Here is a 26698-nt window from a genome sequence, read left to right on the forward strand (position 1 = left end):
GTACCGGCTCACCGCACCGGTGGCCGGTACCCCTCATCAGGCGATGTCACGGCGGTGCAGCAGCCAGCCGCCGAGCACCCCGAAGACGATCACGTACCCGGCCAGCACGACGGCCGCCTGCCCCGACCCGACGATCGGATCGACGCCCGGGGCACTCGCCCCGAACGCGGCCGCGAGCGCACCCGCGTTCGGCCCGGGCAGCGCCTTCTGCAGCTGCGCGACCCAGTCCAGCAGCGGCGCGGCGATCGACGCGAGGAGGTTCTGCACGGCCAGCAGCCACACCAGGCCGAGCCCGATCGGCAGCGCGACCGAACGCAGCCCGATCGCGAGCAGCACGCCGAGCGCGCCCCACATCGTCGTGACGAGCCAGCCGGCGCCGAGGCCGAGCAGGACGTCGGACACCGAAGGCCAGACCAGCGCCTGGTCCTGCAACGACGCGACGAGCACGCTCGCCCCCGCCGTCGCCGCGAACAGCGCGAGCACGACGGCCAGCGCCCCGATCGCGACGGTGACCAGCTTCGCGGTGAAGACGGCGACGCGCGACGGGTGCTGCACGAGCACCGTCTTCCACGTGCCGTAGCCGTATTCGCTGCCCGCCACCAGCACGCCGAAGATCAGCACGAGGGCCCCGACGAAGATCGGCAGCCCGCCCAGCGCACTGCCGACGAACGCGCCGGGCAGCATCGCGTCGAGCCCGCGGCCGGAGCCCGGGGGACCGGCCGCGCCGCTCAGCCCCGCGTACGGGACGGCGTAACCGAAGGTCAGCGACAGCACGACGGCGACGGCCAGCAGCAGCCAGCTCGCGGGGCGGCGGGCCTGCTTGGTCAGCTCGGCCCGGATGTCACGCAGCATGATCGGTCCCTCCGGTCAGGGCGAGGAAGGTCTGTTCCAGGTCGGGTTCGTGCCAGCGCAGCTCGGTGACGGTGACCCCGGCGCCGACGAGCTCGGCGTTGACGCGCCCGGCTTCGCCCGGATCGACGTCGAGTTCGAGGGCGTTGCCGTCGACGCGGACGCCGCCGTAGAGCGCGCGCAGGTGGTCGCGGGCCCGGTCGAGTGGCTCCGCGACGACGCGCAGCGCGCCGCCCGCCCGCAGGTCCTCGACGGTGGTTTCGCTGACGAGCCGGCCGTGGTCGAGCACGCCGACGCGGTCGCAGATCTGCTCGACCTCGGCCAGCAGGTGGCTCGACAGCAGCACGGTGCAGCCCTCGGCGGCGAGCTTGCGGAGGGTGATCCGCATGTCGGCCATGCCGGCCGGGTCGAGGCCGTTGGTCGGCTCGTCGAGCACGACCAGCTCGGGGTCCTTCAGCAGCGCGGCGGCCAGGCCGAGCCGCTGCTTCATGCCGAGCGAGTACGTCGCGTACCGGTCCTTCGCGCGGTCGGCGAGGCTGACGACGTCGAGCACGGCGTCGACGCGGGTGCGCCGCACGCCGGCGTGGTCGGCGAGGACCCGCAGGTTGGCCCGGCCGGACAGGTACGGGTAGAAGGCCGGGCCTTCGATCAGCGCGCCGACGCGGGCGAGGCTGCCGGGGCCGGGTTCGGCGCCGAGCACCCGGACGCGGCCGGACGTCGGCCGGATCAGGCCGAGCAGCATCCGCAGCGTCGTCGTCTTGCCTGCGCCGTTCGGGCCGAGGAAGCCGTAGACCTCACCGGCGTGCACCGACAGGTTCAGGTCCTCGACCGCGGCGGCCGGTCCGTAGCGTTTGGTCAGAGCGGTTGTTCGAACGGGCAGGGTCATGGGATTCCTTCCGGACGCGGCCCCACGGCTTGAAGACCGAGAGGACGCTGGCGAACAGCAGGAGCGCCGGCGCGACGACGACGGGGTAGAGCAGGCCTTCCGGGTGCTCGACGGCTTCATTGATCCCAGGCCGGAGCGCGAAGAGGATCAGCAACGCCATGACGACGTTGACGGCCAGCTTCACGGCGACCCACCAGTACCGGACGAGGCCGTACTTGCTCCCGAGCCCGAGCACGGCCCCGCTGGCGAGCGTGAGCAGCGCGGCGATCAGCATCGGCCAGACGGCGAAGAGGTCGAGCGCCCGCAGGCTGGTCGTGACGACGGCGGCGTCGCCCGAGATCAGCGCGGTGCAGACCAGGATGCCGAGCACGGCGTCCATCCCGATCCACAGACCCGCCGAGACGATGTGCGCCACCAGGTACCACTTCCGGGCCCGGGGCTTGAGAGTCATGGCTCCTCCTTCTGGGATGGCTCCATGGTGGTGACGCGGGCCGCCGCGGTCGTCCGCCGACGTACGGCACTTGCGGCTACGCCGGAGCGCGTACGCCTGTCACAGATGCGCGCCGGGATTCGTCATGGGCGTGTGAGCGAGAACGACGTGATGACCGAGCGGCCGCAGCTGATCGCGATCGCCTACCGGCTGCTGGGTTCCCTGAGCGACGCCGAGGACGTCGTCCAGGAGGCGTACGGCCGGTGGTACGCGCTGTCCGGGCGGCAGCGGGCCGCGATCGACCGGCCGGGCGCGTGGCTGACGACGGTCGCGAGCCGGATCTGCCTGGACCTGCTGGGCTCGGCGCGGGTCCGGCGCGAGCGGTACACCGGCGAGTGGATCCCGGAGCCGGTGCCGTCGGACAGCCTCGCGGATCCGGCGGAGCTGCTGCTGCTCGACGAGTCGATCACGATGGCGTTCCTGGTCGTGTGCGAGTCGATGACCCCGGCCGAGCGGGTGGCGTTCGTCCTGCACGACGTGTTCGGCTACCCGTTCGCCGAGGTGGCTTCGGTGCTGGGACGCACTTCGGCGGCGTGCCGTCAGCTCGCGACGTCGGCCCGGCGCCGCCTCCGTCCCGCACCGGCGCCTGCGCCCGCGAGGAGCGCCGCCGTCGTCCGGGCGTTCAAGGAAGCCTGGGAGGCCAAGGACATCCCGGGCCTGGTCGGGCTCCTGGACCCGTCGGTCGTCGCGGTCGCCGACGGCGGCGGTCTCGCCAGCACGGTGGCGCACCCGGTCGAGGGCAGTGAGCTGGTGGCGCGCTACACCGTGCAGATCACCGAGCGGGTCCCGGCGATGACGCTGCTGGAGCGCGTGGTGAACGGCCGGCCCGGGCTGGTGATGGAGCGCGACGGCGTGGTCGAGACGGTGCTGGCGTTCGACGTGGCGGACGGCGTGATCAGGCGGATCTGGGCGGTGCGGAACCCGGAGAAGCTCCGCCCGTGGCGGGCGGCGGCCCGCTGTCGACCGGCAGGCCGGCACCGGTGACGAACTGGGCGGCGTCGGAAGCGAGGAACACGACGGCGTCGGCCAGGGTGCCCTCGCCGAGCCGGCCGGCATCGGGGTAGACGCAGTTGACGCGCACGTCGTAGCCGAGTTTTCCGGCCTCCGCCGCGGCCACCCGGGTCAGCCGGTCGACCGCGGACTTCGACGCGGAGTAGGCGGCGGTGCCGGGGACGGCGGTGGTCGCGGCGACCGACGCGATGTTGACGACCGCGCCGCCCTTCCCGGCCGCGCCGCCCGGGCGCATCGCGCGGAAGGCGTGCTTGATGCCGAGCGCGGTGCCGAGGACGTTGACGTCGAGCATCCGCCGCAGGGCGGCCGGGTCCAGGTCGGCGAGCGGGCCGGGAAGCTCGACGTCGGCGTTGTTGACCACGATGTCCAGGCCACCCAGCCGGGCGATCGTTTCGGTGACGGCCCGCTCCCAGCTCGCGTCGTCGGTGACGTCGAGCCGGACGAACGCGGCGCCGGTCTCGCGGCCGAGGTCCTCCCGGGTGCCGGCGACCACCACGGCGGCCCCGGCGGCGGCCAGCGCCGCGGCCGGCTCGGGGCTGTCACCGGTGACCAGCGCCGCGCGGCCGGACAGGTCGTGCCGCCGCATGGGCACCTCCTCCTCGAGCCGGTCGGCGCTCAGCATCTCCGGGGTCTGGACGGTCGTCAAGAGTCTCTTGGACGCTTGTCAAAGGAAAGCTGGTCAAGCGGTCGATAGACTGGACCCGGCAACCACGAAGTGACGGACGGTGCACGTGACAGAGGCGAAGGAACGGACCCGGGACCGGATCTCGCGCCGCCAGGTGGACAAGTTCGCCGACCGGCGCGCGCAGCTCGCCGCGTCGGCGCTGCAGACGCTGGCCGAGCTCGGCTACGCGCGCACCAGCCTGCGGGAGATCGCGCAGAACTCGGAGTTCTCGCACGGCGTGCTGCACTACTACTTCGCCGACAAGGTCGACCTGCTGACCCACTGCGTCCGGCAGTTCGAGGAAGTGTGCGTCACCCGGTACGACGAGCTGGTCGCCCGCGTGCGGACGGCGGCGGAGCTGGAACGCGACTTCGCGGCGGCGATGGCCGCGACGCTGCGTGCCGACGCCAAGATGCACCGCCTCTGGTACGACCTGCGCAACCAGAGCCTGTTCGAGGAGTCCTTCCGCGCCGACGTCCTGGAGATCGACCGGCGCCGCGAGGAGATGATCCACCACGTCGTCGCGCGCTACGCCGAGCTGGCTTCCGTGCCGGCCGCTGTGTCGCAGGCTGTGGCGTACGCACTGCTCGACGGCCTGTTCCAGCAGGCCCTGCTCCGGCACCTGGCCGGTGAAGAGGACGCCGCGGCCGAGCTCGAACGGGCGGTCCCGGCCGTGCTCGCGCGCGTCGTTTCCGGCTAGGGGCCCAGGCGCTGGTGCAGCGTCTGTGGCGCCGGCACGACGAAGACGATCGCCGTCGCCAGCACCCCGGCGAACAGCGACAGGTGCGCCGGCCACGCCACGATCACCCGCTGGAGTGGTGACCGGTGTTCGACAATTTCGACACGACGTGCGCGAGGCCGGTGTTTTCCGTTGCGGAATCGGTGCGGCCGCCAAGAATGCGGCGCCGGGAAGGGTTTTCCCGTTTCGGGTGGCGGCAGGTCCGGAAACCGCGGGATAACGATCCGTTTGCCGCCCCATGATCGACTGGACAGCGGCGTCGGTGCGCACGAATATTGATGCCCGTGCGGGAACGGCGAGGGAGGAACGGTGGACCTCAGTGCGGCGGATGTGGTCGGCGAGCTGAAGGTTCTGCGCAAAGGGAGGGGAATTTTCACCACACCACTGGCGGATCGCGTCGGACCCGCTTTGCGTGCCACATGTGGCATTTTGGAAGATGACGACTCGGTGGTGGTGAGGCGTAAACTCACGGACCGATTGCGGCCGCTGGTCGAGTCGTTGCCGGACGATCTGAAGATCGCGTTGCGGGCGGCTTTCGCACTGGACGAGCGGGCGCGCAAGCCGTTCTACCAGGAACGGGTGCACTGGGCGGCGATCACGCTCGACCGCGACGACCGGACGGTCAGGCGGCGGATCGACGAAGGAATCGAGCAGGTCGCGGCAATGGCCGTGGCGGCCGGTCCGCCGGATCTGCGGCCGCGCTATCCGAGCCGGAGTTGGCACACCGAAGAACTGCGCGTCACGCTCGCACTCGACCAGCCGGTGGCCGAGGCGTTCGAATTCCGCCGGGTGGTCGCCGACGCGGACGAAATCGTCGAGCTCGACCTGGCCATGACACTCACCGCGGCCGGTGAATCGGGCGATTCGGTACTCGAGTCCGATCTGGTGGTGGACGTGTTCCACGGCGGTGTGCTGGCCGGCCGCGCGATGGAGTCGAGTGACCGGGTCGGGCTGGCGTTGCGGTTACCGGAGCCGCTGCGGCGGGGTGAGCGCCACGACATCGGACTGCGATTCCGGGCGAACATGCGGGAACCGCATTACATCTGCGTGCCGCGGCACCCGTGCGATCTGTTCGACCTGCACGTCCGGTTCGGCGACCGGGTGCCGGACCGGATCGTGCGGCTGGAGAAGGCGTTCCAGAACGACACGCGCTCACCGCGCGGCGCGGTGCTGGAGACGGACGACTCGGGTGAGGTGCACGTCCGGTTCCGGCACCTCGCGCCGGGTTTCGCGTACGGGATCCGCTGGCTGCCGGCCGTCGCCGGGTGAGCGTCAGGGCCAGATCAGTTTTTCGAGGGCGTGGAGCGCGGACACGAACGGTTCGGGCAGCCGGACGACCTGCTTGGCGGCCCGGGCCTTGGCGGCCAGCGCGGGGCTGACCCCAGCCGCGGTTTCGGCGTCACGGGCGGCGTCGTCGACGAGTCTCGTGGCCCGCTCGAGCGGGCCACGGCCGCCGAGGGCGAGCGCGAGGCCGAGGTCGAGGCGGGTCTCGAGGGTTTCCGGGTGGGTCCGGCCCAGCAAGCGGATCTGCGGTTTCGGGATGCTTTCGAGCAGGTCGGCCTGGCGGTCGAAGTCGCGGAGCCGGGCGTGCGCGAGGCCCAGGGCGTGGCGGGCCCGGAGGTGCAGCGGGTGGTCGTCGCCCAGGACCCGGCGCACGAGCGGCTCGATCCCGGCCAGTTTTTCCAGCGCCTGCTGGGGTTGGCCGAGTGCCAGCAAGGCCCGGCCGGCGTGCACCGACGCGGTCAGCGTCAGGGGGCATTCGATGCCGTATCGGTGAGCGTAGGTCGTCTCGAGGTCGGCCGGGTCTTCGTCGGTGAGGGCGGCTTCGGCTTCGATCACTTGCGCGTCGGGACAGTCTTCGATCCCGGCGGCGACGTCTCGCGCCCGCTTCGCCTGCCCGGCTTGGAGGAGGTTCCGGGCGTACTCGAGGGTCAGTTCGTCCCGGATCGGGCCGGCTGGTTCGAGGAGGGCGATGGCTTCTCGGGGGTGGCCGCGCAGCCGGCGGGCTTTCGCTGCGTGGTGGCGTTCGTCGACGGTGGCGGGGAGGTGGGTGTGCCAGAAGGTCCGGTCGGCTTCGGCGTAGTGGCCTTGGCAGTCGAGGGCTTGGGCGGCGACGCGGGCGGCTTCGTGGTTGCCCGGGGCGAGGGCGAGGGCTTGCCGCGCGTGCCCGAGGGCTTCGGCATCGAGCCCACAGGCAAGTTCGACCCGGGCGGCGGCGGTGAAGTCCGCGGAGGTCGCTTCGCCGGTCGAGAGGACGACGGCATGGATTTCCCCGGCGGCGGCGGGATCACAGTGAGTTTCATGCGCGGCGGCGAGTGGTCGCAGGAGGGCGACCCGGTGGGCGGCGCTGTGGTCGGCGAGTACGCGGGCGTGCTGAAGCAGGAGATGGCGATGGCCGGCGGCAGTGGTGTGGGTGAGCGGGGCGGGCTCGGCTGCGCTTGCTTGGTCGGGCGAAGCTCTGCTCAGCAAACCGCCATCGGCCAACCAGCCGCCGCCGGCCAGCTCGGTGAGCACCGCTTCCGCCGCCCGGTCCGCATCCGGCTGCCCGAACTCGCCGCACGCCACCTCCACCGCGAGCGCCTGCAGCCGCACGTTCCCCTCGACCCACCTCGCGAACCCCTGCGCCGCCAACTCCTCCACCGCCGCCTCGAACTCGGCGCTCTCCAAGCCACCCCGCGCCACCTCCGGCGGGATCGGGGCCGGCGCCAGCACCCCGCCCAGGCGCACCACCTCGCGCGCCGGGGCGCTGAGCCGGACGAGGACCTCGCGGATCGCGTGCGGTGCCGTGTCCGGCAGTGCGTCCGGTGATGATCCGGGCAGGTGCCGCACCGTGAACGCCGTGGCCCGCAGTGTCATCGGATGGCCGTCGCAGCGGGCGACGAATCCCGGGGCCGGTGCGCCCAGCAACCGCAGGCCCTCCTCGAGCGGCAGGCCCGGTACCTCCACCGTCGCGCCCGGCCGGTGGGTGCGGCGGCTCGTGAGCAGCGTGCGGACCCGGCGCGCCGGCAGCACCACCCGGTCCAACACACCCGGGGGCAGCCCGGCCGGGACGTCGTCGACCAGCAGCAGCACCCGCTCGCCCGCCGCCTCGATCGTGCGGGACAGCCGCGTGCGCAACCGGTCGAAGCCGAGCCCGGACGTGCCCGCCGCCGTCGCCAGGGCCAGGTGGAACTGGGGGAGGAAGTCGTCCGGGTCGAGGTGGCCGAACGGGCCCGTCCGCAGCACCCGGCCCCCGAAATGGCCGAAGACGCACGCGTACTGCTCGGCCAGCGTCGTCTTGCCGACCCCCGCCGGCCCAGTGAGCAAAACCGCCCGGCGCGCGTCGAGTTCGCGGTGGACGGTCCCCAACGGCGAAAGCCCGGAATCCCCGGCGACGGCCGAACGAACCCGCCGGACGAGCTCCGGAAGCGATTCTCCCGGAACGGTCGTCAGCACGCGGTCCGTGTGCAGACCGGGCGGAAGATCGGCGAGCAGAACGCGGGACGCCGCCAGTTCCCGCGCGCTCACCTCGAAATCGTCGAAGGGATTACCGCGGAAAACGCGCAGCCCGTCGGCACGCAGGGCTTTCTCCGCCGGGCCTGCCGCCGCGGAACACAGGAACACGTCGAACCGGGCGGCGGCGGTCACCGGGGTCCCGGTGGCGTTCAATGGGTGATCATGGCTTCGGTTTCCTGACGGTCGGGTCGAGTCACGCGGCAAGGATCGGAACCGGGCCCGAATTCGCTACCGGACACCCCGCGACGGCAGGATCTGTCCACTATTTGACCCGCCCGCCGGGGATGACCGCCGGGTAACACCGGTGGGCCGTTTGTGGTTAACGGACAATATCTGGACAAGAACCACACCATTGCAACGTTGCTGGTCAGCGGCTCGATTACTCCGGTTGTCGGACCGGGAATCGTGGGATGCGGATAGGAGAATCGTCCCAGGACCAGTGTGGTCTTTTGTGGGCGACGGGTTACCCGAGAGCGGTCCGGTGGACGATGCGAGGAGGGAACCCGTGGACACCATGATGGCGGAGACGGCGGTCGAAGGCTACGTCGTGCTCGACGAGCTGCCGCGTCCGGACGGCAAGCTGACGAAGGAGCAGCTCGACCCGTTCGTGGCGGCGGCGCGCGGCGGCGACCCGGACGCGATCCAGGCGCTGCTGCGGCTGATCAAGCCGACGGTCGTGCGCTACTGCCGCGCCCGGATCGGCGGGCGCGACCTGTCGTACCTCTCGGCCGACGACGTCGCGCAGGAGGTCTGCCTGGCCGTGCTGAAGGTGCTGCCCGGCTACCAGGACCGCGGCGGTTCGTTCCTGTACCTGGTGCGGGCGATCGCGGCGAACAAGGTCGCCGACGCGTTCCGCTCGGTGGCGCGCGACCGGTCGAAGCCGGTCTCGGAGCTGCCGGACCGGCCCCTGGGCGGCAACGAGCCGGAGAGCCATGTGCTGGAGATGGACCTCGGCGCCCGGCTGGGGCGGCTGATGGCGTCGCTGCCGCCGCTGCACCAGGAGATCCTGTCGCTGCGGATCGTCGTCGGGCTGTCGGCGAACGAGACGGCGGAGGCGCTGGGCATCTCGCCGGGCAACGTCCGCATCACCCAGTACCGCGCCCTGACGAAGCTGCGCGCGATGATCCCCGAAGGCGGGCTCTGAGCGTCACTCCAGCCATTCGGTGATGAAGTGGTCGCTCTCGTGGATGTGCACGGCCTCGTAGACCCCGGGGCCGAGCACGGCGAACTTGTGCGGGGTGCCGGCCGGGACGACCAGCACGTCCCCGGCGCCGCCGTCGCGCTGCTCGTCGCCGATGGTGAACCGGGCCCGTCCCCTGATGATGACGAACGTCTCCGCGTACGGGTGCCGGTGCAGGCGCGGCCCGGAGCCGACGACGTCGCTGCTTTCGCGGATGACGGAGATCCCGGACCCGACGTCGCGTCCTTCGAAGTTCTCGCTGTCGCTCACCTTGCCAGCGTAGCGCCGGGAATCCCGTTTGCGGCCTTTCGCAGCCGGCTGAGCGCCCGGTGCTGGGCGACGCGGACCGCGCCCGGCGTCGAGCCGACCGCCTCGGCCGTCTCCTCCGCGGAAAGGCCGACCGCCACGCGCAGGACCACGATCTCCCGTTGCCGCTCCGGCAGGACCCGCAGCAGCTTCGCCATGCGCTCACGCAGTTCCAGCCGCAGCGCTTCGCGCTCGGGGTCCATCGACGGGTCGGCCTCGTCGGGCAGCTCGGCGACCGGCTCGTCCTGCTGGCGCGCCGCGGCTTTGCGGGCGGCCTCGACCTTGTGCCGGGCGATGCCGCAGACGAAGTTCGGGAACGGCCGGTCCGGGGGTCGGCCGGGCAGCGCTTTGAGCACCGCGATGCAGACGTCCTGCGCGACGTCGTCGGCCATTCCCGAGCCGAGGCGGGCGCGGCAGTACCGCACCACCAGCGGCCGCGCCGCGGCGAGCAGACGATCCGGGGCTTCTTCCACCGTGGTCATGGGTTCCTCTCCCTCAGGCAAGGAGGGCTACCCGTTTTTCCGCCGGAACCGACCGGCCCCGCCGAATTTCCCGCTCTGTCCGGGAAATCCCCGAGCCCGGCATCGATCCCGAGGTCAACGCGCGCGATGACCATCGGCCGGCGTGGCACCCTGGGGCGCATGACCTTCGGCCTGCACCACGTCCAGCTGGCCATCGAGCCCGGCAGCGAGGACCGCTGCCGCGCCTTCTACGTCGGTGTCCTCGGCCTGACCGAGATCCCGAAGCCGCCCGCGCTGGCCGGGCGCGGCGGGCTGTGGCTGCGGGCCGGCGGCCTCGAACTCCACCTCGGCGTCGAGGCGGACTTCCGGCCCGCCCGCAAGGCCCACCCCGGCATCCTCGTCGACGACCTCGACGCCCTGGCGGCGCGCCTGGCGGACCACGGCGTCGAATGGGACGACGGCTTCCCGGGCCACCGCCGCTTCTACACCCACGACTGCCTGGGCAACCGGCTGGAGTTCCTCACTCCGGAGTGATCGTGCGGTGGTGGCCGAACACCCGCCGCTCCCGCCGCGTCACCTTCGCCATCACGGCCGAGCGCGCCGGGGTGCTCGTCGCCTCCCGGTACTCCGGCGTGTCGAACAACGTCACGTCCGCGATCTCGTGGAACGCCAGCAGCGCCGGGCCGTTGCCGTCGAGCAGCCGGTACCGCCGGGTGCGGTACCAGCCCGGCAGCCGGTGCAGCAGCGGGACGTGCTCCTCGCGGTACCACGCGTCGAGGCCGGGCTCGTCGTCCGTCGACAGCGCGACGCACACCACGACCGGCGCCGCGGGCCCGGCCACCCCGGCGTCGTCGACCTGCGCGTAGACCCGCCGGTCCAGCGTCGCGAGCCGCCGGACGACGTCCTGCTCGCGCGGGCTGCGGCGGCGCGCCACCTCGTAAGCGGGGCTGCGCAGGGCGTCGGTGTCCAGTTCGTACCAGGCCAGCCACGCCGGCACCGCGCTGTCGAGCGCGCGGTAGCGGTGGCCGGTGCGGATGCCGGGGACGCGCAGGCGGGCCGGCGCGTGCTCGTGGTCGTACCAGTCATGGAACTCCGGTTCGGGCACGTCGCCCGGCTCGGCGAACACGAACAGTAGTCCTTCGGTCATCGGGTAGTGTCCCTTTCCGGTGAGAAAGGTGAGGAGGGGCAGTGTCGCGCGAGGACCCGGACGTCATCGATTCGGTGGAGAAGGCGTTGCGCCTGCTGCAGAGCTTCTCCGGTGAGGCGCAGGCGATGAGCGTCAGCGAAGCGGCCGCGGCCACCGGCCTGACCCGCGCCACCGCGCGCCGGCTGCTGCTGACCTTCGAGCGGCTCGGGTTCGCCGAGACCGACGGCCGCCGCTTCCAGCTCACCGCCCGCGTCCTGCGGCTCGGCTACGGCTACCTGGCCGCGCTGCCGTTCTGGGAACACGCCCAGTCGCACATGCGCGCCCTCTCCGACGAGGTCCGCGAGTCCAGCTCGCTCGCCACGCTCGACGGCGGCGAGATCGTCTACGTCGCCCGCGTCCCGGCGTCGCGGATGATGACCATCACCTTCAACGTCGGCTCGCGGCTGCCCGCCTACCCGACGTCGATGGGCCGCGTGCTGCTCGCCGCGTTGCCGGCGGCCGAGCTGGAGTCCTATTTGGACCGCACCGAGCTGAAGCGGCTCACGGACCACACGATCACCGACCGCGCGAAGCTCCAGGCCGAGCTGGCCCGGGTCGCCGAGCAGGGGTACGCGCTGGTGGACGGCGAGCGCGAGGAAGGCGTCCGCTCGGCCGCCGCGCCGGTCCGCAACGCCGCCGGCGGGGTGACCGCCGCGCTCAACGTCTCCGCCAACGCCGCGCGCGTCCCGGTCGCGAAGCTGCGTGAGGAGTTCGTGCCGCGGCTGCTCGAAACGGCCGATGCGATCACCAAGGACATCGCGGGCCTGCACTAGGCGAACCCGAAGCAGCGGACCGGGTTCTCGACCAGCAGCCGCTGCCGGTCTTCCTCGGAGAACTCCGAAAGCACGCTCACCAGATCGCCGTCGTCCGGCAGGGAGCCGTGCGTGTTCGGGTGCGGGAAGTCCGTGCCCCACACGACGTGCTCGGGTGCGTGGGCCATGAGCAACCGCATGAGTTCGACGGAGTCGGCCAGCGACGGCGGCGCGGTGGCGATCCGGTCGGCACCACTCAGCTTGACCCAGACGGTCCCGCTGTCGAGCAGCCGCCGCAACGCCGTCACGGACGGGCTGTCGAGGCCCTCGCGCAGGTCGACGCGGGCCATGTGGTCGATCACGACGGTCAGCCCGAGCCCGCGCACCATCTCCTCGTGCTCGGCGATGCCGGACCCGGCGACGTGCAGCGCGATGTGCCAGTCGTAGGGCGCGATCTTGGCGACGATCGCGCGAATCGTCTCCGCCGACGGTGCCGGGCCCAGGTGTGGCATGAAGTGCAGCCGCGCGCCGCGGACCCCGGCTTCGTGCAGCCGGGCGATCTCGGCGTCGGGCGTTTCCGGCGTCACGAGCGCGACACCCCGGTAGTCGCCGGTGCCCAGGGCGTCGAGCAACGCCGAGTGATCCGTGCCGTGGCACGACGACTGGACGATCACCGCGCGCTCGAACCCGAAGAACCGGTGCAGCCGTTGGAGATCCTCCTTCGGCGCTTCCGGCGGAGTGAACGTCCGATCCGGAGCGTAGGGGAAGACGTCCGTGGGTCCGAAGATGTGGCAGTGCGCGTCGCAGCTGCCCGGGGGGAGAGTCATCAGTCGCACCTCGCCGTCATGCCACCGTCGACGACGATCTCGGTCCCGGTCACGAACCGCGCCTCGTCGGAGGCCAGGAATAGCGCGGCGTACGCGGTGTCGCGCCCGTCGCCCGTGAACCCGAGCGGGACCCGGGCCTGCCGCCGCGCCAGCAACGTCTCGACGTCACCGCCCTCGCGCTGGTTCGCCAGCCGGGCCTCGACCATCGGCGTGTGCAGCTGCCCGGGGACGACGGTGTTCGCGCGGATCCCGTCGGGCGCGTGCTGCACCGCGAGCACCCGCGTCAGCTGGATGACGCCCGCCTTCGCCGACGCGTACCCGACCTGGGCCGAGCCGGTCCAGCGGATCCCGGACGTCGACGCGGTGTTCACAATGGACCCGCCGCCTTGCTCCCGCATCACCGGGATGACGTGCCGACAGGTCAGGTAGACGCTGGTGAGGTTGTAGTCCAGCTGCGCCGCCCAGTCCTCTTCGGACAGTTCGGCCGGGCCGCCGGGGCGCGAGCCGCCGACGTTGTTCACCAGGACGTCGACCCGCCCGAAGGTGTCCCGGCACGCCGCGACCGCGCCGGCGACCGACGCGCTGTCGGTGACGTCGCACGTGTACGTGTGGACGGTGCCGCCTTCGTCGTCGATCAGCGCGACGGTCTCGGTGAGCGCGTCCGGTTTCACGTCCACGGCGAACACTTTCGCACCTTCCCGGGCGAACAGCACCGCGGCGGCGCGGCCGTTGCCCCAGCCGGGCCCGACGCTGCCCGCGCCCGTGATCAGCGCGACCTTGCCCGCCAGCCGGCCGGTCATTCCCGCCCCACCTCCAGGGCGACGAGGAACCGCGAAACCATGTTGTACGCGGCGACCGTCACGCTCAGCTCGACGACCTGCTGCTCGTCGAAGTGCGCGGTCAGGGCCTCGAAGACCGGCTCCTCGACGGCGATCTTCTCGGTCATCGCGTCGGTGTAGGCGAGCGCGGCGCGCTGCCGGTCGTCCAAAGCGGACGGATCACCGCCGCGCAGCGCGGCGATCTGCGCGTCGGTCATCCCGGCTGCCCGGGCGACCGGCTCGTGCGCCGTCCACTCGTAGGCGGCGCCGTTGAGCTCGGCGACGCGCAGGACGGCGAGCTCCCGGACGTCCGCGGGCAGGGTCGAGGCGCCGCGGACCGCGCCGAGCAGGCTGTTCCAGCCGTCGGCGAGCGCCGGGCTGTGCAGCAGCATGCCGTCCAGCGGGGTGAGCCGCCCGCCGCGCCGCTGCCGGATGCGGTCGGCGACGTCGCCGCCTTCGTGGCTGTAGCCGAGCCTGGCCAAGATGTCTCCCTTCTCAGACCGCGACGGGGTTCGCGGGTTCGGTGGCGGGTTCCGGGGTCTTGCCGTCGAGCACGGCGCGGGCCCGGGCGAGGTCGAGCACGCCTTCCCAGCGGCTCACGACGATGCTGCCGAGCAGCTGCCCGCACAGGCTGACGATGCCGCGCATGGTGGAGAGGAACCGGTCGACGCCGAGGATGAGCATGATGCCCGCGACCGGCACGACGCCGGTGGTCGAGAGCGTCGCCGCGAGGATGACGAAGCCGGCGCCCGCCACTCCGGCGCTGCCCTTCGACGTGATCATGAAGACCGCGAGCAAGGCGATCTGCTGCCACAGCGAAAGATTCACGTCGAAGGCCTGTGCGATGTAGAGCGACGCGAAGCCGAGGTAGAGGCAGACGCCGTCGCCGTTGAACGCGTATCCCGACGGCACGACCAGCCCGACGATCCGCTTGGGGCAGCCCAGGTTCTCCAGCTTCTTCATCAGCTGCGGCATCACGACCTCATAGTTCGCGGTGCCGAGCGTGATCAGCAGCTCGTCCTTGAAGTACCGGTACAGCTTGAGGACGCGGATCCCGCACAGCCGCGCGACCGCGCCGAACACCAGCAGGCAGAACAGGATCCCGACGGCCCAGAACAGCAGCACGACCCCGCCGAGGCTGGCCAGGGTGGCCACGCCGAACTTGCCGGTGGTGTAGGCCATCGCGCCGAACGCGCCGAGCGGGGCCAGGTACATGACCAGCCGCACGATGCCGAACGTCGCCTCGCCGACGCGCTCGATCCCGCGCAGCAGCGGCGCGCCGCGTTCACCGAGTCCCTTCAGCGCGATCGCGAACAGGATCGAGATCAGCAGCACCTGCAGGACGTTGCCCTCGGTGAACGCGCTGACCACGGTCTTCGGGATGACGTTGACCAGGAAGTCGTACCAGTGCTGGCTTTCCCCGGTCTGGACGTACTGCTGGGCGCTCCCGGAGAGCTTCAGCGTGGCCGGGTCGGCGTGGATCCCGGCCCCGGGACGCAGCACGTCCATCACGACGAGCCCGATGAGCAGCGCGATCGTGGTCAGCACTTCGAAGTAGACGAGGGCTTTGACCCCGACCCGGCCGACACTGGCCAGCTCGCCGGCCGACGCGATGCCGGTGACGATCGTGCAGAACACCACGGGGGCGATCAGCATCTGGATGAGCGCGATGAACCCGGTCCCGACAGGCTGGAGCGCGGCGCCGACCCCGGGCGCGGCGAACCCGAGCGCCGCCCCGAGCACGATCGCGACCAGCACGGTGACGTAGAGCTTGGTGGTGAAGGCACTGCGCAGGATCGATCGCGTCGACATCATCGTCTCCGTCTGTTCGTCTGGCGTACATTTGCGCGACTGACGAACACATCCTGAGTGAAGACGGTCCTGGGGTCAAGCCCCTCGGTGTGTCAGGTCTGCGCGGTCGGCCGCCCAGGTGTCGGCTCGAACGTCTTGAATGAGTCATTCAGGACCTCGGACGAGGTGAATGAGTCATTCAGGACACCCGCGCCGCGCTCGGCTGGCAGTGACGCGGTCCCGGACAGCTGTCCGCTTGGCTAGAGTGGGGACGTGACACCGATGCGGGCCGACGCCGAACAGAACCGGGAGCGGATCCTCGAGGTCGCGCGCACCGCGCTCAAGGCGTCGAGCGCCGCCTCGCTCCAGTCGATCGCGAAGGCCGCAGGAGTCGGTCAAGGCACGCTCTACCGCCACTTCCCCAGCCGGGAAGCGCTCTTGCTGGCCGTCTACCGGCACGACGTCGGCGAACTGATCGACGCGGCACCGGCGCTGCTCGCCGAACACCCGCCGGCCGAGGCGCTGCGGCAGTGGTTCGAACGGCTGGCGGCGTACGGCCGGATCAAGCACGGCGTCGGCGAGGCCGTCGAAGCCGCGACGCGCGCCGACCTTTCGAGTGAGTACTACGAGCCCACGTGCGCGGCCATCACGCTGCTGCTGGACGCCGGCAAGCGGGCGGGAACGCTACGGCCGGACGTCGACGCCGAAGAAGTGCTGCAGCTCGTCGGGTTCCTGTGGCGCGCCGATTTCGGGGCGGATCGCGAAGCGCGCACCGCGCATTTGCTGACGCTCGTAATGGACGGGCTGAAACCGCGTTAGTGGTGCGATCGACTCCATTCGATCGCACCGCCTTCAGAGTTCCTGCTGCCGGAACGCGTCCAGCACGCGACGCTCCCTTTTGGTCGGCCGGCCCGCGCCGCGGTCGCGCCGGGCGACCGGGATCGCGGTCTCCGGCGGCGGCTTCGGCGTCCGGTCCACGAAGCACGTCGCCGCGTCCGGTGCGCCCACGCGTTTCTGGATCACCCGTACCACGTCGAGGATCCTGGTCGTCCCGGCGATGCGCAGGCGGACTTCGTCGCCCGGCACCACGGTCGTCGCGGGCTTCGCCGGCTTGTCGTTGACGCGCACGTGACCGCCCCGGCACGCCGCCGCCGCGTCCGGTCGGGTCTTGGTCAGCCGGACCGCCCAAAGCCAGCGGTCCACTCGGGTCGACTCCACAGTCGTCCATCATGGCCCATTCAGCGGAATCCTCGCGCAACCCCGGGAGGTTACTGGCGGGTATATGTCGACTTGTCTGCACCACTGAGTTATAACCTGTTCTAATATACCTCAACGGTGAGGACTATCACATGCGTGACGAACCCGTGTGGAGAACAGCTTCTGGGTCAGTTTCCCGACGTCTTTTCATCGCTGGAACTGGTTCTATCTTGGCGGCCGCGGCAGTGGGGAGCCGGGCGGCCGCGTCTACTACGTCCGCCACCATCGCCGACGCGGCGCGCGTGCCCGCCCTCGTGATCGGCTCGGGCTACGGCGGCCAGGTCACCGCGCTCCGGCTCGCGCAGGCCGGCATCGACGTCCAGCTGGTCGAACTGGGCATGGCCTGGGACACGCCCGGCTCCGACGGCAAGATCTTCGCCAACACGACCACGCCCGACCAGCGCTCGTTCTGGTTGCGCACCAGGACGAAGCAGCCGCTCTCGAACTTCCTCGGGTTCCCCATCGACAAGGACATCCCGAAGTACACCGGCATCCTCGACGCCGAGGAGTTCAGCGGGATCACCGTGTACCAGGGCCGCGGGGTCGGCGGCGGCTCGCTCGTCAACGGCGGCATGGCCGTGACGCCGAAGCGGGAGAACTTCGGCGCGATCCTCCCGACCGTCAACGCCGACGAGATGTACAACACCTACTACCCGCGCGCCAACTCCGGGCTCGGCGTCGGGCTCGTCCGCTCCGACTGGTTCGAGACCGCCGAGTGCTACCAGTACGCGCGGGTCGGGCGGAAACAAGCGCAGCGGTCCGGGTTCCCGTTCGTCTTCGTCCCGGACGTCTACGACTGGAACTACATGGAGCAGGAGCAGGCCAACACGGTGCCGCGGTCGGCGCTCGCCGGGGAAATCCTGTACGGCAACAACTACGGCAAGAAGTCCCTGCAGAAGACCTACCTCCCGCTGATCAAGGCGACCGGCCGCGTGACCATCTCCCCGCTGCACCGCGTGACGTCGGTGACGCCGGCGTCCGGCGGCGGCTACACGGTCGTCATGGACCAGCTGAACACCACGGGCGGGGTGACGGCGACGAAGTCGGTGACGGCCGACAAGGTGTTCTTCGCCGCGGGCAGCGTCGGCACGAGCAAGCTGCTGGTGAAGCTGAAGGCCACCGGCGCGCTGCCCAACCTGAACGGCGAGGTCGGCAAGAACTGGGGTGACAACGGGAACGTGATGTGCGGGCGCGCCAACCACATCTGGGACCCGACCGGCAGCCTCCAGTCGTCCATCCCCTGCGGCGGCATCGACAACTGGGCCGCGGGTGGCGCGTTCGCCGAGGTCGCGCCGCTGCCGACCGGGATCGAGACGTGGGCGTCGTTCTACCTGTCGATCACGAAGAACCCCAACCGGGCCCAGTTCACCTACAACCCGGCGACGCAGAACGTGGACCTCAACTGGCAGACGGTGTGGAAGCAGCCGTCGATCGACATGGCGAAGTCCATCTTCGACAAGATCAACTCGAAGGAGGGGACGATCTACCGCACCGACCTCTTCGGCGTGTACAAGATCTGGGGCGACCACCTGACGTACCACCCGCTCGGCGGCGCCGTGCTCGGCAAGGCCACCGACAACTACGGCCGGCTGGCCGGGTACCAGGGCCTGTACGCGATCGACGGGTCCCTGATCCCGGGCAACACGAGCGTGAACCCGTTCGTCACCATCACGGCGCTGGCGGAGCGCAACATCGAGAAGATCATCGCCACGGACTTCTAGGGTCTGCCGCGGCCGGGGGGGGGGGGGGGGCCGCCGGGGGCCCACCAGTAGCACCGCCCCAACCCGGGGGGCGCGCCCCCCCCCCCCGGGGGAGACCCCCCCCGCGGGGGTGCGCGCGCCGCCCCCGCCGCCGTCCCCCCCTCCCACCACCCCCCTCCCCCCCCCGCGGTGCTGCGGGGGGCGGGCGGGGGGGTGTGCCTCTCCACCCACCCCCCCCCCCCCCCCCCCCCCCCCCACGACTGGTGGGACGGCAGCACGCAGACGGTGTCGATACCCAGGACGTGGTTGAGCCGGCCGAACGCCAGCCACGCGCCGAGGCTCATGCTCAGCTCGACGATCTCCTGCTGCGTGTAGTGCTCGGCCATCCGCTTCCAGAAGACGTCGTCCAGGTTGTGGTGGTCCAGCGTGTAGCGCTCGGCGTACTCGGCGGCCAGGCGCGTCCGCTCGTCGAAGAGTTCCGTCGTGCGCCACTCCGTCACCGCGTCCGCGAACTCCGGCTCGACCTTGACGCCGTCGCGCTCGGTGCGCCAGTCCAGGCAGAAGATGCACCCGTTGATCTGCGCGATCCGCAGCCGCGCGGCCTCGAACTCCCGCAGCCCCAGCGTCGTGTGCGCGTAGACCGCGAGCGAGAACTTCGACGCGGCGATCCCGATGCCGGGCACCATTTCGCCCCACACGTACCCGATCGGGTCCTTGCCCTCGGGGATGTCGATGTTCACGAGCGCCTCCTTCCGAGCTTGCCGGCTGCCGGGCGCAGCGGGACGTCGAGTGCGTCGTAGAGGCCGGGTTCCGCCTCGGCCAGCCAGTCGATCGCGCCGACGAGCCTGCCGACGGCGGTCGCGTTGCCGCCCGCCGACCGGTTTTCGCCCTCGTCGCTCGCTTCGACGCTGACCTCGATGCGCGGCCGGCCCTCGATGATCACGCGGTGGGCGCCGTCGCCGCTGGGCGGGGTCGGCCAGTCCGGCGCGCACGACGGGTGGATGCGCGTGACGTGCTCGATGACGATCCGCGGCTCGCCGTCGACGATGCCCTGCACCTCGAACCGCACCGCGCCTTGCGTGCCCTTTTCGAAGTCACCCATGGTCCGAGTGGAGACGGTTTCCTCGAGGGGACGCCGCTGCAGCGTCTCGCGGAGTTCGCCGACCTCGACGCCGAGGCCGCGCGCGATCAGCCGGACCTGCCCGCCCCACACCATCGACGGCACGCCGGTCATCAGCATCGGCGGGTCGTAGTCCATCGGCTGGCCCATGCCGACCAGGTAGCGGACGGAGTCGGGCTGCTCGTAGGTCGAGTAGTCGAAGATCTCCTGGCAGCGGATGACGTCGACGTCCGTGCCGAGCCCGCTGATCAGCAGCGGCAGCACGTCGTTGCCCCAGCCGGGGTCGACGCCGGAGACGAACAATGAGCCGCCGCCGTCCTTGATCGCCGCCAGCACCGGGTCCCGCAGTTCCGGGGGCGCGTTGCGCTGGTCGTAGAGCGGGTAGAGCGCCGGCGTCACGACGATCGCGCCGGCGCCGATCGCGCGCACGATGTCGGCGAGCGCGTCGTCGAACCGGACGTCCCCGGAAGCGGCGTAGACCACGGCTCCCGGGCTCGCGGCGAGGACCGCTTCGATGTTGTCGGTGGCCGCGACACCCAGGTCGCCGACGCCGGCGAGCGCGCCCGCGTCCTTGCCGACCTTGGCCGGGTCGTGCACCAGCACCGCGGCGAGCTTCAGTGCCGGATGGGCGTCGACGGCCCGGATTGCCGCACGGCCGACGTTGCCCGTGCCCCACACCACTGTGGCGATCATGGCCCGAGTTTTCGCCGGTTCGTCCGGGTCCGGGAAGGGAATCGTTCCGGCCAGCGGACCGCGCGGACGCGGGTAGCATGCAGTGCGTCCGAACGTCGTATCGGAGGCCCGCTGAGATGACCATCGACCCGAAGCCCCGCAGCCGCACCGTGACCGACGGGATCGAGGCCGCACCCGCCCGGGGCATGCTCCGCGCCGTCGGGATGGGGGACGGCGACTGGCGCAAGCCGATCATCGGCGTCGCCAGCTCGTGGAACGAGATCACGCCGTGCAACCTGTCCCTCGACCGGCTCGCGCAGGCGTCGAAGGCAGGCGTCCACGCGGCCGGTGGCTACCCGCTGCAGTTCGGCACGATCTCGGTGTCCGACGGCATCTCCATGGGCCACGACGGGATGCACTTCTCGCTGGTGTCGCGGGAGGTCATCGCCGACTCCGTCGAGACGGTCATGCAGGCCGAGCGCCTCGACGGCTCGATCCTGCTGGCCGGCTGCGACAAGTCGCTGCCGGGCATGCTGATGGCGGCCGCGCGCCTCGACCTGGCGTCGGTGTTCCTCTACGCCGGGACGATCGCCCCCGGCTGGGTGAAGCTCACCGACGGCACCGAGAAGGACGTCACGCTCATCGACGCCTTCGAGGCCGTCGGCGCGTGCCGGGCGGGGCGGCTGAAGACCGACGACCTGGACCGCATCGAACGCGCCATCTGCCCCGGCGAGGGCGCGTGCGGCGGCATGTACACGGCGAACACGATGGCGTCGGCGGCCGAGGCGATGGGGATGAGCATGCCGGGGTCGGCCGCGCCGCCGTCCGCGGACCGCCGCCGCGACCACTACGCGCACCTTTCGGGTGAAGCCGTGGTCGGGCTGCTCGAAAAGGGCATCACCGCGCGGGACATCCTGACACGGGAGGCGTTCGAGAACGCCATCACCGTCATCATGGCGCTCGGCGGCTCGACCAACGCCGTGCTGCACCTGCTGGCCATCGCGCACGAGGCGAAGGTCGAGCTGACCCTGGACGACTTCAACCGCGTCGGCGACCGCGTCCCGCACCTGGGCGACCTCAAGCCGTTCGGCAAGTACGTCATGAACGACATCGACCGCCACGGCGGCATCCCGGTGCTGATGAAGGCGCTGCTCGACGAGGGCCTGATCCACGGCGACGCGCTGACGGTCACCGGCCGCACGGTGGCGGAGAACCTCGCCGAGCTGAACCCCGAGCCGATCGACGGCGAGGTCCTGCGGCGGCTGGACAACCCGCTGCACCCGACCGGCGGCATCACGATCCTGCGCGGCTCGCTCGCGCCCGAGGGCGCCGTCGTGAAGTCCGCGGGCTTCGACACGGCCAACTTCGAAGGCCCGGCGCGTGTGTTCGAGCGCGAGCAGGAGGCGATGGCGGCGCTGAACGAAGGCCGGATCTCGGCCGGGGACGTCGTCGTCATCCGCTACGAAGGCCCCAAGGGCGGCCCGGGCATGCGCGAGATGCTGGCGATCACCGCGGCGATCAAGGGCGCCGGGCTGGGCCGCGACGTCCTCCTGCTGACCGACGGGCGGTTCTCCGGCGGCACCACCGGCCTGTGCATCGGCCACGTCGCGCCCGAAGCGGTCGACGGCGGGCCGATCGCGTTCATCCGCGATGGCGACCGGATCGCCGTCGACATCAAGGGCCGCAGCATCGACCTGCTGCTCGACGCGGCCGAGCTGGCCCGTCGTCGCGAGGGCTGGGAGCCGCTGCCGAACAAGTTCCCGGAAGGGGTGCTCGGGAAGTACGCGAAGCTGGTGCGGTCGTCGTCCTACGGCGCTGTCACGAGCTGAACGAGGGCGCGTTTGTCGACCTTGCCCACGTCGGTGAGGGGGAGCGCGTCGGCGAAGTCCACGTTCGCCGGGACGTAGTGCTCCTGGCCGAAAGCTTCCCGCGCGTGGGCTTTCAGGTCGTCTTCGGTCACTTCGCTCGTGGTGACGACGACGGCGTGCAGCACCGGGCCGTCTTCGGTGGCGATGCCGAAGACGGCCGCGTTCTTCACGGCGGGGTGCGTCTCGAGGGCGTGTTCGACGACGGTGGTCGGGACCTTCGTGCCGTGCTCGCCGACCACGACGACGTCGTCCGCGCGGTCGAGGAGGTAGAGGTAGCCCTCGTCGTCGAAGCGGCCGAGGTCGCCGGTGCGCAGCCACCCCGCGCCGATCTCCGGGCCGCCGAGGTAACCGTCCATCATGGACAGTCCGCGGACCTCGACCTCGCCGTCCGCGGTGATCCGGGCCTCCATGCCGGGCACGATCCGGCCGACCGAGCCGAGCCGCTCGGGGTGGTCGATCAGCTCGGCGGCCGAGATGCTCGCGATCATCGGGGCCTCGGTGAGGCCGTAACCCTGGCCGACGACGGGGCCGAAGACGTCGAGGGCCTGGGCGAACCGGTGCGGCGGCAGTGGTGCGGCGCCTAGGGAGAGGGACCGGACGCTGCTGAGGTCCGTGTTCTTTCGCGCCGGGTGGTCGAGCACGGCGGCCAGGCGTGGCGGCGTCAGGGAGAGCGTGTCGATGCGGTGTTCTTCGATGGCTTGGAGGACCGCTCCCGCGTCGAAACCGTCCTGGAGCACCACGGTGTCGCGGCGCAGGAACGCGCCGAGCACGGTGGCGTTGCCGGTCATGTGCGTCATCGGCGCGACGAGCAGGGTGCGGCCGGGGCCGTCCGGGTTCGGCGTGAAGATGTAGGCCATGCCGTCGTAGATGCCGCTGTGGCGGATGAGCTTCGGGGTGCCGGTGGTGCCGCCGGTGGGGAAGAGGAGGTTGACGGTCTCGGGCGGGTCCAGCGGTTCGGGCTCGCCGTCGAGGTCGTCGAGGGTGCGGACGTCGCCCGGCCAGTCCTGTGGCCGGTCGGTGACGACGGTGGCTCCCCGCGCCGCGGCGAGCCGGTCCTGGGTCGGCGCCGAGGCCGGGACCATGAGGACGGTCGAGCCCCGCAGGAGGGCGGCGAGCTGCACGAGCAGCGTCTCGGGCCGGTTGCGCAGGTCGACGGCGACGGTCGCGGTCCCGGTCGCGGGGAGGCCGGCGTGCAGCCGGCGCAGGCGGTCGCGGGCCTGGTGGTAGGTCGTGACGCCGCCGGAGTGGAACAGGGGCCGATCACCGCCGTCGTCGAGCGCGGCGAGCACTTTCGTCAGGAAGAAGCTCACTCGCGGGACGGTACTCAGTGAGGCTCGCCCCGCTGCCTCAGTCTTGGTACGAGAGCTTCGCGAGTTCCTCGTCGAAGTCGAACCACCCGGTCTCGGTCCCGGCCGGGATGACGTCGTAGGTCCGGTCGAGGAAGGCGGCGATCTCCTTCGCGGGCGCCTCGAGCACGGCGGCGCCGTCGGGGGAGTTGAGCTCCACGACGACGAGGGCGGGATCACCGGCGGGCCCGACGCGCACGTCACCGTCGCCGCAGCGGGCGAGCAGGCCGTCGGCGAGCAGGTCACGCCCGAAGAGCCACCGGACGGCGGCGGGCCCGGCGTGCAGCACGACGGCGACCGCATAGGGGTCCCGGGTGTCGTACTCCAGTTCGGCCGGCACCGGCCGCGGCGCCGCCCCGAAGGTCCGCAGGGCGAAGTCGAAGCTGGCACTGGTCACGCTGTGCGGGTCGGCCATGGGGACCGCCTTTGCTACTCGTCGGTTAACTTCGTCTGGTTCCAGGGATAACCCATAGTCAGGTCAACGCCCAGCGTTCCGAAAAACATTCACACTCTGGGGTGATCAAGAAGTGTCCGACGTCACCATCGGCGTGGCCAAACGGGCAACGTTCTCACTCAGGGTGAACGTCGCTAGGTGAACCAACGGCCCGTCCCTGGCTCCGCACCGCCCGCCTGTGGGGCCCGGCCCGACGGACCGGAGGTCTGTCAGAGAGACTGGGGGCCAATGCCCGCCCTCTCGACCTGGAGCCTTTGATGCCGCAAGGGACCGTCCGTTGGTTCGACGCCGAACGGGGTTTCGGCTTCCTCGCGCCCGAGGACGGCTCGCCGGACGTGTTCGTGCACGCCTCCGAGATCGTCGGGGACGGCGGCGCGAAAGTGCTCCGCGAGGGTCAGGCCGTCGTGTTCGAGGTCGGCGAGAACGACCGCGGGCCCGAGGCGCTGCGCGTTCGCGTCACCGCCGATGCGGCCACCGGCAGCGCCGTGGGCCTGCTCGGCACCGTCAACTGGTACGAGCCGGGCAAGGGGTACGGCTTCGCGTCGCCGGACGGCGGCGGCGCCGACGTCTTCGTGCACAGCTCCGCCATCGTGACCGGCGGCGTGGTCACCGAGGGGCAGCGGGTGGCCTTCCTGATCGTCGAAGGCGAGCGCGGCCCGCAGGCCGGGCACGTGATCCCGCTGGGAGCAGGGGCCGGCTCACCCGCTGCGGCTGGTATCGCGGACGGTGCCGACGGCACGGTGGCCTGGTACGACGAGGACAAGGGCTTCGGCTTCATCAACCCCGACTCCGGCGCCGGGGACGTCTTCGTTCACGCCCGGGCCCTGGCCGAGGGGCTGACGTGGCTCGCGGAGGGCGACCGCGTCGCCTACGAGGTGGCCAGTGGAGACAAGGGCCCGCAGGCCCGCGACGTGCACCTGGTCCGGGGCGCCGAGCCCCAGACGGCGCCGCAGCGGCCGGCACCTGCCGCGGCCGCAGGGCCGACGGCGCGGGACGTGCCCGTACGAGGCGGCGAGGGCGTCGTCGCGCGCTACGACGACGACCGCGGCTTCGGCTTCATCACCCCGGACGCAGGCGGCGACGATCTCTTCGCCCACGCGTCCGTGATCATGGGGTCGGAACCGCTGCAGAAGGGTGACCGGGTCCGGTACATGGTGCGTCAGAGCGACCGGGGCCCGCAGGCCGACCGCATCGAACGCCTCTGACGAGGCGGCCCCACCGATGGCTGATCACTTCCCGACGAGAGTGCTCGTTCATCCCGTCGATGGTGCCGTCGGCAACGCGGCTGCAGCCTCCTCCAGGAGATCGATCTCCCTCGTGGTGACGGGGGCCCCGTGCCGACCCGAGGACCTGCTCCGCGCTCAGAAGCTCACCAGTCACCCCACCCAACGACACAGAGCTATTGATGTATCCCAAACGAGTGAATGGATGCGTTAGACCTGGTCGCAGAGCTCGATCTTTATGAGCCGGCGGACGTTGATCACGGTGCAGGCCAGCGTGAGTAGCGCCAGCGTGGTGCGTTCGGTCCGGTCGTAGCGCAGCCCGAGGCGTTTGAACCGCAGCAGCCAGGAGATGGTGCGTTCGACGACCCAGCGGACCCGGCCGAGGCGGGACTTGCCCTCAATCCCGCGCCGGGCGATACGGACCTTGATACCGCGGCGGGTCAGGTAGCGGCGGCAGCGGCGGTAGTCGTAGCCCTTGTCGGCGTGCAGCTTGTCCGGTCGGCATCGTGGCCGGCCCGCCCGGCCGTGGTGGCCGCGCACGGTCGGGTTCGTGTCCAGCAGCGGCTCGAACAGCATGCTGTCGTGGGTGTTTGCCGCCGACAACACGATGTGCAGCGGTAGCCCGTTCGCGTCGCACAGAACGTGGTACCTGGAGCCGGCTTTACCCCGGTCAGTGGGGCTGCGGCCGGTCAGCTCGCCCCCCTTTTCGACCGCACCGACACCGCGTCGATGCAGCCTCTGGTCCAGTCGAGCTCGTCGATGTTGGACAGCTCGTCGAGCACGAGCTGGTGCAGCCGGTCCCACACGCCGGCGTCCTGCCACTCACGTAACCGCCGCCACGCGGTGTGCCCGGAACCGCATCCGAGCTCCTCGGGTAGGTCTCGCCAGCGGCAGCCGGTGTCGAGCACGAACAAGATCCCCTCTAGCGCGGCACGGTCATCGATCCGGGGCCGCCCACCCGGACCGCGCGGCGCTGGTCGGGACGGGATCAGGGGTTCGATCAGCTCCCAGAGCCGGTCTTCGACCCGCCGCTGCTGCGTCGTCTTCGCCACGACTGCCCACGATCGACGACCAGGACCGGCAGGTTACGCGGTGACATACCCTTAAGTTTTGAGACCAGGTCTAAGTGTTATCGCCATAGAAGTGTGGCCGCTACAGTTTTGGCGTGGCTGCACCATCGCGGCCGGTACGCGTCTGGACCCACTGCATTACTGAAGTGACTCCACGTTCGGAGCCGCTCACCTTTGGCGTAGATGCGCCGCCGCGAGACGGTCGAACTGGAGCGCCGCTGCGTGAGCATCCTCGCCGAGCTGTGGCCACCGTGGACTGGATCCACTACATGACTTAAGTGACTCCACCTTCGAGGTCACTCATCTTTCGGTCTGGATGTACTGTCGCGGCCGCTGTGCGTCTGGACCCACTGCATTACTGAAGTGACTCCACTTTCGAGGCTGCTCACCTTTCGGCCTGGATGCGCCGTCGCGGCCGGTGGGCAGATGGAGCCACTGCATGTCTGAAGTGACTCCACCTTTGGAGTCGATGCGCAGCTGAAGCCACTCCGACATTTGAGCCGCTGCGCATCCGGAGCCCCTGAGCACCCGCT

28 protein-coding genes are annotated in these 26698 nt (G+C 71.0%); 10 read left to right on the forward strand and 18 right to left on the reverse strand.

Annotated features, from left to right (window positions below):
* Positions 1-36: 36 nt before the first annotated feature.
* From QQ657_RS32480 to QQ657_RS32490, 3 genes are read right to left on the reverse strand one after another with little or no spacing between them, the layout of a single operon-like run.
* Positions 37-852, reverse strand: coding sequence for a DUF2705 family protein (locus tag QQ657_RS32480; RefSeq protein WP_284746092.1), 816 nt, complete (start codon positions 850-852; stop codon positions 37-39).
* Positions 842-1735, reverse strand: coding sequence for an ABC transporter ATP-binding protein (locus QQ657_RS32485; RefSeq protein ID WP_284746093.1), 894 nt, complete (start codon positions 1733-1735; stop codon positions 842-844). Before QQ657_RS32485 ends, QQ657_RS32480 begins: the two co-directional genes overlap by 11 nt.
* Positions 1644-2186, reverse strand: coding sequence for a hypothetical protein (locus QQ657_RS32490; RefSeq protein WP_284746094.1), 543 nt, complete (start codon positions 2184-2186; stop codon positions 1644-1646). The genes QQ657_RS32485 and QQ657_RS32490 overlap by 92 nt, the downstream gene beginning before the upstream one ends.
* A gap of 105 nt (positions 2187-2291) precedes the next feature.
* Here QQ657_RS32490 and sigJ point away from each other — a divergent pair, with 105 nt between their 5' ends.
* The gene (gene sigJ, locus QQ657_RS32495; RefSeq protein WP_434056804.1) at positions 2292-3209 is read left to right on the forward strand and encodes an RNA polymerase sigma factor SigJ; all 918 of its coding nucleotides are present in this window, start codon (positions 2292-2294) and stop codon (positions 3207-3209) included.
* Here the strand turns inward: sigJ and QQ657_RS32500 are convergent.
* The gene (locus QQ657_RS32500; protein ID WP_284746095.1) at positions 3121-3882 is read right to left on the reverse strand and encodes an SDR family oxidoreductase; all 762 of its coding nucleotides are present in this window, start codon (positions 3880-3882) and stop codon (positions 3121-3123) included. The two genes, sigJ and QQ657_RS32500, sit on opposite strands and share 89 nt — an antisense overlap.
* An 85-nt stretch (positions 3883-3967) precedes the next feature.
* Between QQ657_RS32500 and QQ657_RS32505 the strand changes: the two genes are divergently transcribed.
* Positions 3968-4600: a TetR/AcrR family transcriptional regulator gene (locus tag QQ657_RS32505; protein WP_284746096.1), complete on the forward strand. Its 633-nt coding sequence runs from the start codon at positions 3968-3970 to the stop codon at positions 4598-4600.
* A 516-nt stretch (positions 4601-5116) separates the two neighbouring features.
* Positions 5117-5908 (forward strand): hypothetical protein, encoded by a 792-nt coding sequence (locus tag QQ657_RS32510; RefSeq protein ID WP_284746097.1) that lies wholly within the window; start codon positions 5117-5119, stop codon positions 5906-5908.
* A gap of 3 nt (positions 5909-5911) precedes the next feature.
* On the opposite strand, the gene QQ657_RS32515 is transcribed toward QQ657_RS32510, so the two are convergent.
* Positions 5912-8287, reverse strand: a complete 2376-nt coding sequence (locus tag QQ657_RS32515) for a hypothetical protein (protein WP_284746098.1) — start codon at positions 8285-8287, stop codon at positions 5912-5914.
* 361 nt (positions 8288-8648) lie between these two features.
* Between QQ657_RS32515 and shbA the strand changes: the two genes are divergently transcribed.
* A complete protein-coding gene (gene shbA, locus QQ657_RS32520; RefSeq protein ID WP_284746155.1) occupies positions 8649-9278 on the forward strand; it encodes an RNA polymerase sigma factor ShbA in 630 nt (209 codons plus the stop codon).
* 3 nt (positions 9279-9281) lie between these two features.
* On the opposite strand, the gene QQ657_RS32525 is transcribed toward shbA, so the two are convergent.
* Together QQ657_RS32525 and QQ657_RS32530 are read right to left on the reverse strand one after the other, a co-directional pair.
* Positions 9282-9584, reverse strand: a complete 303-nt coding sequence (locus tag QQ657_RS32525) for a cupin domain-containing protein (RefSeq protein WP_284746099.1) — start codon at positions 9582-9584, stop codon at positions 9282-9284.
* Positions 9581-10102 (reverse strand): sigma-70 family RNA polymerase sigma factor, encoded by a 522-nt coding sequence (locus QQ657_RS32530; RefSeq protein WP_284746100.1) that lies wholly within the window; start codon positions 10100-10102, stop codon positions 9581-9583. Before QQ657_RS32530 ends, QQ657_RS32525 begins: the two co-directional genes overlap by 4 nt.
* Positions 10103-10261: 159 nt before the next feature.
* On the opposite strand from QQ657_RS32530, the gene QQ657_RS32535 reads away from it, so the two are divergent.
* Positions 10262-10615: a VOC family protein gene (locus tag QQ657_RS32535; protein WP_284746101.1), complete on the forward strand. Its 354-nt coding sequence runs from the start codon at positions 10262-10264 to the stop codon at positions 10613-10615.
* On the opposite strand, the gene QQ657_RS32540 is transcribed toward QQ657_RS32535, so the two are convergent.
* Positions 10602-11228, reverse strand: coding sequence for an EthD domain-containing protein (locus tag QQ657_RS32540; RefSeq protein WP_284746102.1), 627 nt, complete (start codon positions 11226-11228; stop codon positions 10602-10604). The two genes, QQ657_RS32535 and QQ657_RS32540, sit on opposite strands and share 14 nt — an antisense overlap.
* A gap of 41 nt (positions 11229-11269) precedes the next feature.
* Between QQ657_RS32540 and QQ657_RS32545 the strand changes: the two genes are divergently transcribed.
* Complete coding sequence (locus tag QQ657_RS32545; RefSeq protein WP_284746103.1) at positions 11270-12040, forward strand: IclR family transcriptional regulator domain-containing protein; 771 nt, start codon at positions 11270-11272, stop codon at positions 12038-12040.
* On the opposite strand, the gene QQ657_RS32550 is transcribed toward QQ657_RS32545, so the two are convergent.
* From QQ657_RS32550 to dctA, 4 genes are read right to left on the reverse strand one after another with little or no spacing between them, the layout of a single operon-like run.
* The gene (locus QQ657_RS32550) at positions 12037-12846 is read right to left on the reverse strand and encodes an amidohydrolase family protein (RefSeq protein WP_284746104.1); all 810 of its coding nucleotides are present in this window, start codon (positions 12844-12846) and stop codon (positions 12037-12039) included. The genes QQ657_RS32545 and QQ657_RS32550 overlap by 4 nt on opposite strands.
* Positions 12846-13646: an SDR family NAD(P)-dependent oxidoreductase gene (locus QQ657_RS32555; protein WP_284746105.1), complete on the reverse strand. Its 801-nt coding sequence runs from the start codon at positions 13644-13646 to the stop codon at positions 12846-12848. The genes QQ657_RS32550 and QQ657_RS32555 overlap by 1 nt, the downstream gene beginning before the upstream one ends.
* Positions 13643-14146: a carboxymuconolactone decarboxylase family protein gene (locus tag QQ657_RS32560; protein WP_284746106.1), complete on the reverse strand. Its 504-nt coding sequence runs from the start codon at positions 14144-14146 to the stop codon at positions 13643-13645. The genes QQ657_RS32555 and QQ657_RS32560 overlap by 4 nt, the downstream gene beginning before the upstream one ends.
* Before the next feature lie 13 nt (positions 14147-14159).
* Complete coding sequence (gene dctA, locus QQ657_RS32565) at positions 14160-15476, reverse strand: C4-dicarboxylate transporter DctA (RefSeq protein ID WP_284746107.1); 1317 nt, start codon at positions 15474-15476, stop codon at positions 14160-14162.
* 261 nt (positions 15477-15737) lie between these two features.
* On the opposite strand from dctA, the gene QQ657_RS32570 reads away from it, so the two are divergent.
* Positions 15738-16274, forward strand: coding sequence for a TetR/AcrR family transcriptional regulator (locus tag QQ657_RS32570; protein WP_284746156.1), 537 nt, complete (start codon positions 15738-15740; stop codon positions 16272-16274).
* Positions 16275-16307: 33 nt separating this feature from the next.
* On the opposite strand, the gene QQ657_RS32575 is transcribed toward QQ657_RS32570, so the two are convergent.
* Positions 16308-16673 (reverse strand): RNA-binding S4 domain-containing protein, encoded by a 366-nt coding sequence (locus QQ657_RS32575; RefSeq protein WP_284746108.1) that lies wholly within the window; start codon positions 16671-16673, stop codon positions 16308-16310.
* 224 nt (positions 16674-16897) lie between these two features.
* Here QQ657_RS32575 and QQ657_RS32580 point away from each other — a divergent pair, with 224 nt between their 5' ends.
* Entirely contained in the window at positions 16898-18433 is a 1536-nt protein-coding gene (locus QQ657_RS32580) for a GMC oxidoreductase (RefSeq protein ID WP_491047359.1), read from the forward strand.
* On the opposite strand, the gene QQ657_RS32585 is transcribed toward QQ657_RS32580, so the two are convergent.
* Positions 18430-19152, reverse strand: a complete 723-nt coding sequence (locus QQ657_RS32585) for a carboxymuconolactone decarboxylase family protein (RefSeq protein ID WP_284746110.1) — start codon at positions 19150-19152, stop codon at positions 18430-18432. The genes QQ657_RS32580 and QQ657_RS32585 overlap by 4 nt on opposite strands.
* Positions 19149-20225: an NAD(P)H-dependent amine dehydrogenase family protein gene (locus QQ657_RS32590; RefSeq protein WP_284746111.1), complete on the reverse strand. Its 1077-nt coding sequence runs from the start codon at positions 20223-20225 to the stop codon at positions 19149-19151. Before QQ657_RS32590 ends, QQ657_RS32585 begins: the two co-directional genes overlap by 4 nt.
* Positions 20226-20341: 116 nt before the next feature.
* On the opposite strand from QQ657_RS32590, the gene ilvD reads away from it, so the two are divergent.
* On the forward strand, positions 20342-22033 hold the full coding sequence (gene ilvD, locus QQ657_RS32595) for a dihydroxy-acid dehydratase (protein ID WP_284746112.1): 1692 nt from the start codon (positions 20342-20344) through the stop codon (positions 22031-22033).
* Here ilvD and QQ657_RS32600 read toward each other — a convergent pair.
* Both QQ657_RS32600 and QQ657_RS32605 read right to left on the reverse strand, forming a co-directional pair.
* The gene (locus QQ657_RS32600; protein ID WP_284746113.1) at positions 22012-23382 is read right to left on the reverse strand and encodes a class I adenylate-forming enzyme family protein; all 1371 of its coding nucleotides are present in this window, start codon (positions 23380-23382) and stop codon (positions 22012-22014) included. The two genes, ilvD and QQ657_RS32600, sit on opposite strands and share 22 nt — an antisense overlap.
* 37 nt (positions 23383-23419) lie before the next feature.
* Positions 23420-23833 (reverse strand): SsgA family sporulation/cell division regulator, encoded by a 414-nt coding sequence (locus QQ657_RS32605; RefSeq protein WP_284746114.1) that lies wholly within the window; start codon positions 23831-23833, stop codon positions 23420-23422.
* 296 nt (positions 23834-24129) lie between these two features.
* Here QQ657_RS32605 and QQ657_RS57000 point away from each other — a divergent pair, with 296 nt between their 5' ends.
* Positions 24130-25077, forward strand: coding sequence for a cold-shock protein (locus QQ657_RS57000; protein WP_434056805.1), 948 nt, complete (start codon positions 24130-24132; stop codon positions 25075-25077).
* A gap of 228 nt (positions 25078-25305) precedes the next feature.
* Here the strand turns inward: QQ657_RS57000 and QQ657_RS32625 are convergent.
* Positions 25306-26147, reverse strand: a protein-coding gene (locus tag QQ657_RS32625) for an IS5 family transposase (RefSeq protein ID WP_434056806.1) whose coding sequence is annotated in 2 segments (ribosomal slippage) — positions 25306-25811 and positions 25811-26147 — 843 coding nt in all. Because the reading frame shifts where the segments join, the coding sequence is not laid out codon by codon here.
* Positions 26148-26698: the final 551 nt, after the last annotated feature.

Source organism: Amycolatopsis ponsaeliensis (assembly GCF_030182635.1).
Taxonomy (GTDB): domain Bacteria; phylum Actinomycetota; class Actinomycetes; order Mycobacteriales; family Pseudonocardiaceae; genus Amycolatopsis; species Amycolatopsis ponsaeliensis.

Coding starts and splice junctions, on each gene's coding strand:
- QQ657_RS32480 (WP_284746092.1), bottom strand. CDS start 852: ATGCTGCGTGACATCCGGGCCGAGCTGACCAAGCAGGCCCGCCGCCCC.
- QQ657_RS32485 (WP_284746093.1), bottom strand. CDS start 1,735: ATGACCCTGCCCGTTCGAACAACCGCTCTGACCAAACGCTACGGACCG.
- QQ657_RS32490 (WP_284746094.1), bottom strand. CDS start 2,186: ATGACTCTCAAGCCCCGGGCCCGGAAGTGGTACCTGGTGGCGCACATC.
- sigJ (WP_434056804.1), top strand. CDS start 2,292: ATGCGCGCCGGGATTCGTCATGGGCGTGTGAGCGAGAACGACGTGATG.
- shbA (WP_284746155.1), top strand. CDS start 8,649: ATGATGGCGGAGACGGCGGTCGAAGGCTACGTCGTGCTCGACGAGCTG.
- QQ657_RS32530 (WP_284746100.1), bottom strand. CDS start 10,102: ATGACCACGGTGGAAGAAGCCCCGGATCGTCTGCTCGCCGCGGCGCGG.
- QQ657_RS32535 (WP_284746101.1), top strand. CDS start 10,262: ATGACCTTCGGCCTGCACCACGTCCAGCTGGCCATCGAGCCCGGCAGC.
- QQ657_RS32540 (WP_284746102.1), bottom strand. CDS start 11,228: ATGACCGAAGGACTACTGTTCGTGTTCGCCGAGCCGGGCGACGTGCCC.
- QQ657_RS32550 (WP_284746104.1), bottom strand. CDS start 12,846: ATGACTCTCCCCCCGGGCAGCTGCGACGCGCACTGCCACATCTTCGGA.
- QQ657_RS32555 (WP_284746105.1), bottom strand. CDS start 13,646: ATGACCGGCCGGCTGGCGGGCAAGGTCGCGCTGATCACGGGCGCGGGC.
- dctA (WP_284746107.1), bottom strand. CDS start 15,476: ATGTCGACGCGATCGATCCTGCGCAGTGCCTTCACCACCAAGCTCTAC.
- QQ657_RS32570 (WP_284746156.1), top strand. CDS start 15,738: ATGCGGGCCGACGCCGAACAGAACCGGGAGCGGATCCTCGAGGTCGCG.
- QQ657_RS32590 (WP_284746111.1), bottom strand. CDS start 20,225: ATGATCGCCACAGTGGTGTGGGGCACGGGCAACGTCGGCCGTGCGGCA.
- ilvD (WP_284746112.1), top strand. CDS start 20,342: ATGACCATCGACCCGAAGCCCCGCAGCCGCACCGTGACCGACGGGATC.
- QQ657_RS32605 (WP_284746114.1), bottom strand. CDS start 23,833: ATGGCCGACCCGCACAGCGTGACCAGTGCCAGCTTCGACTTCGCCCTG.
- QQ657_RS57000 (WP_434056805.1), top strand. CDS start 24,130: ATGCCGCAAGGGACCGTCCGTTGGTTCGACGCCGAACGGGGTTTCGGC.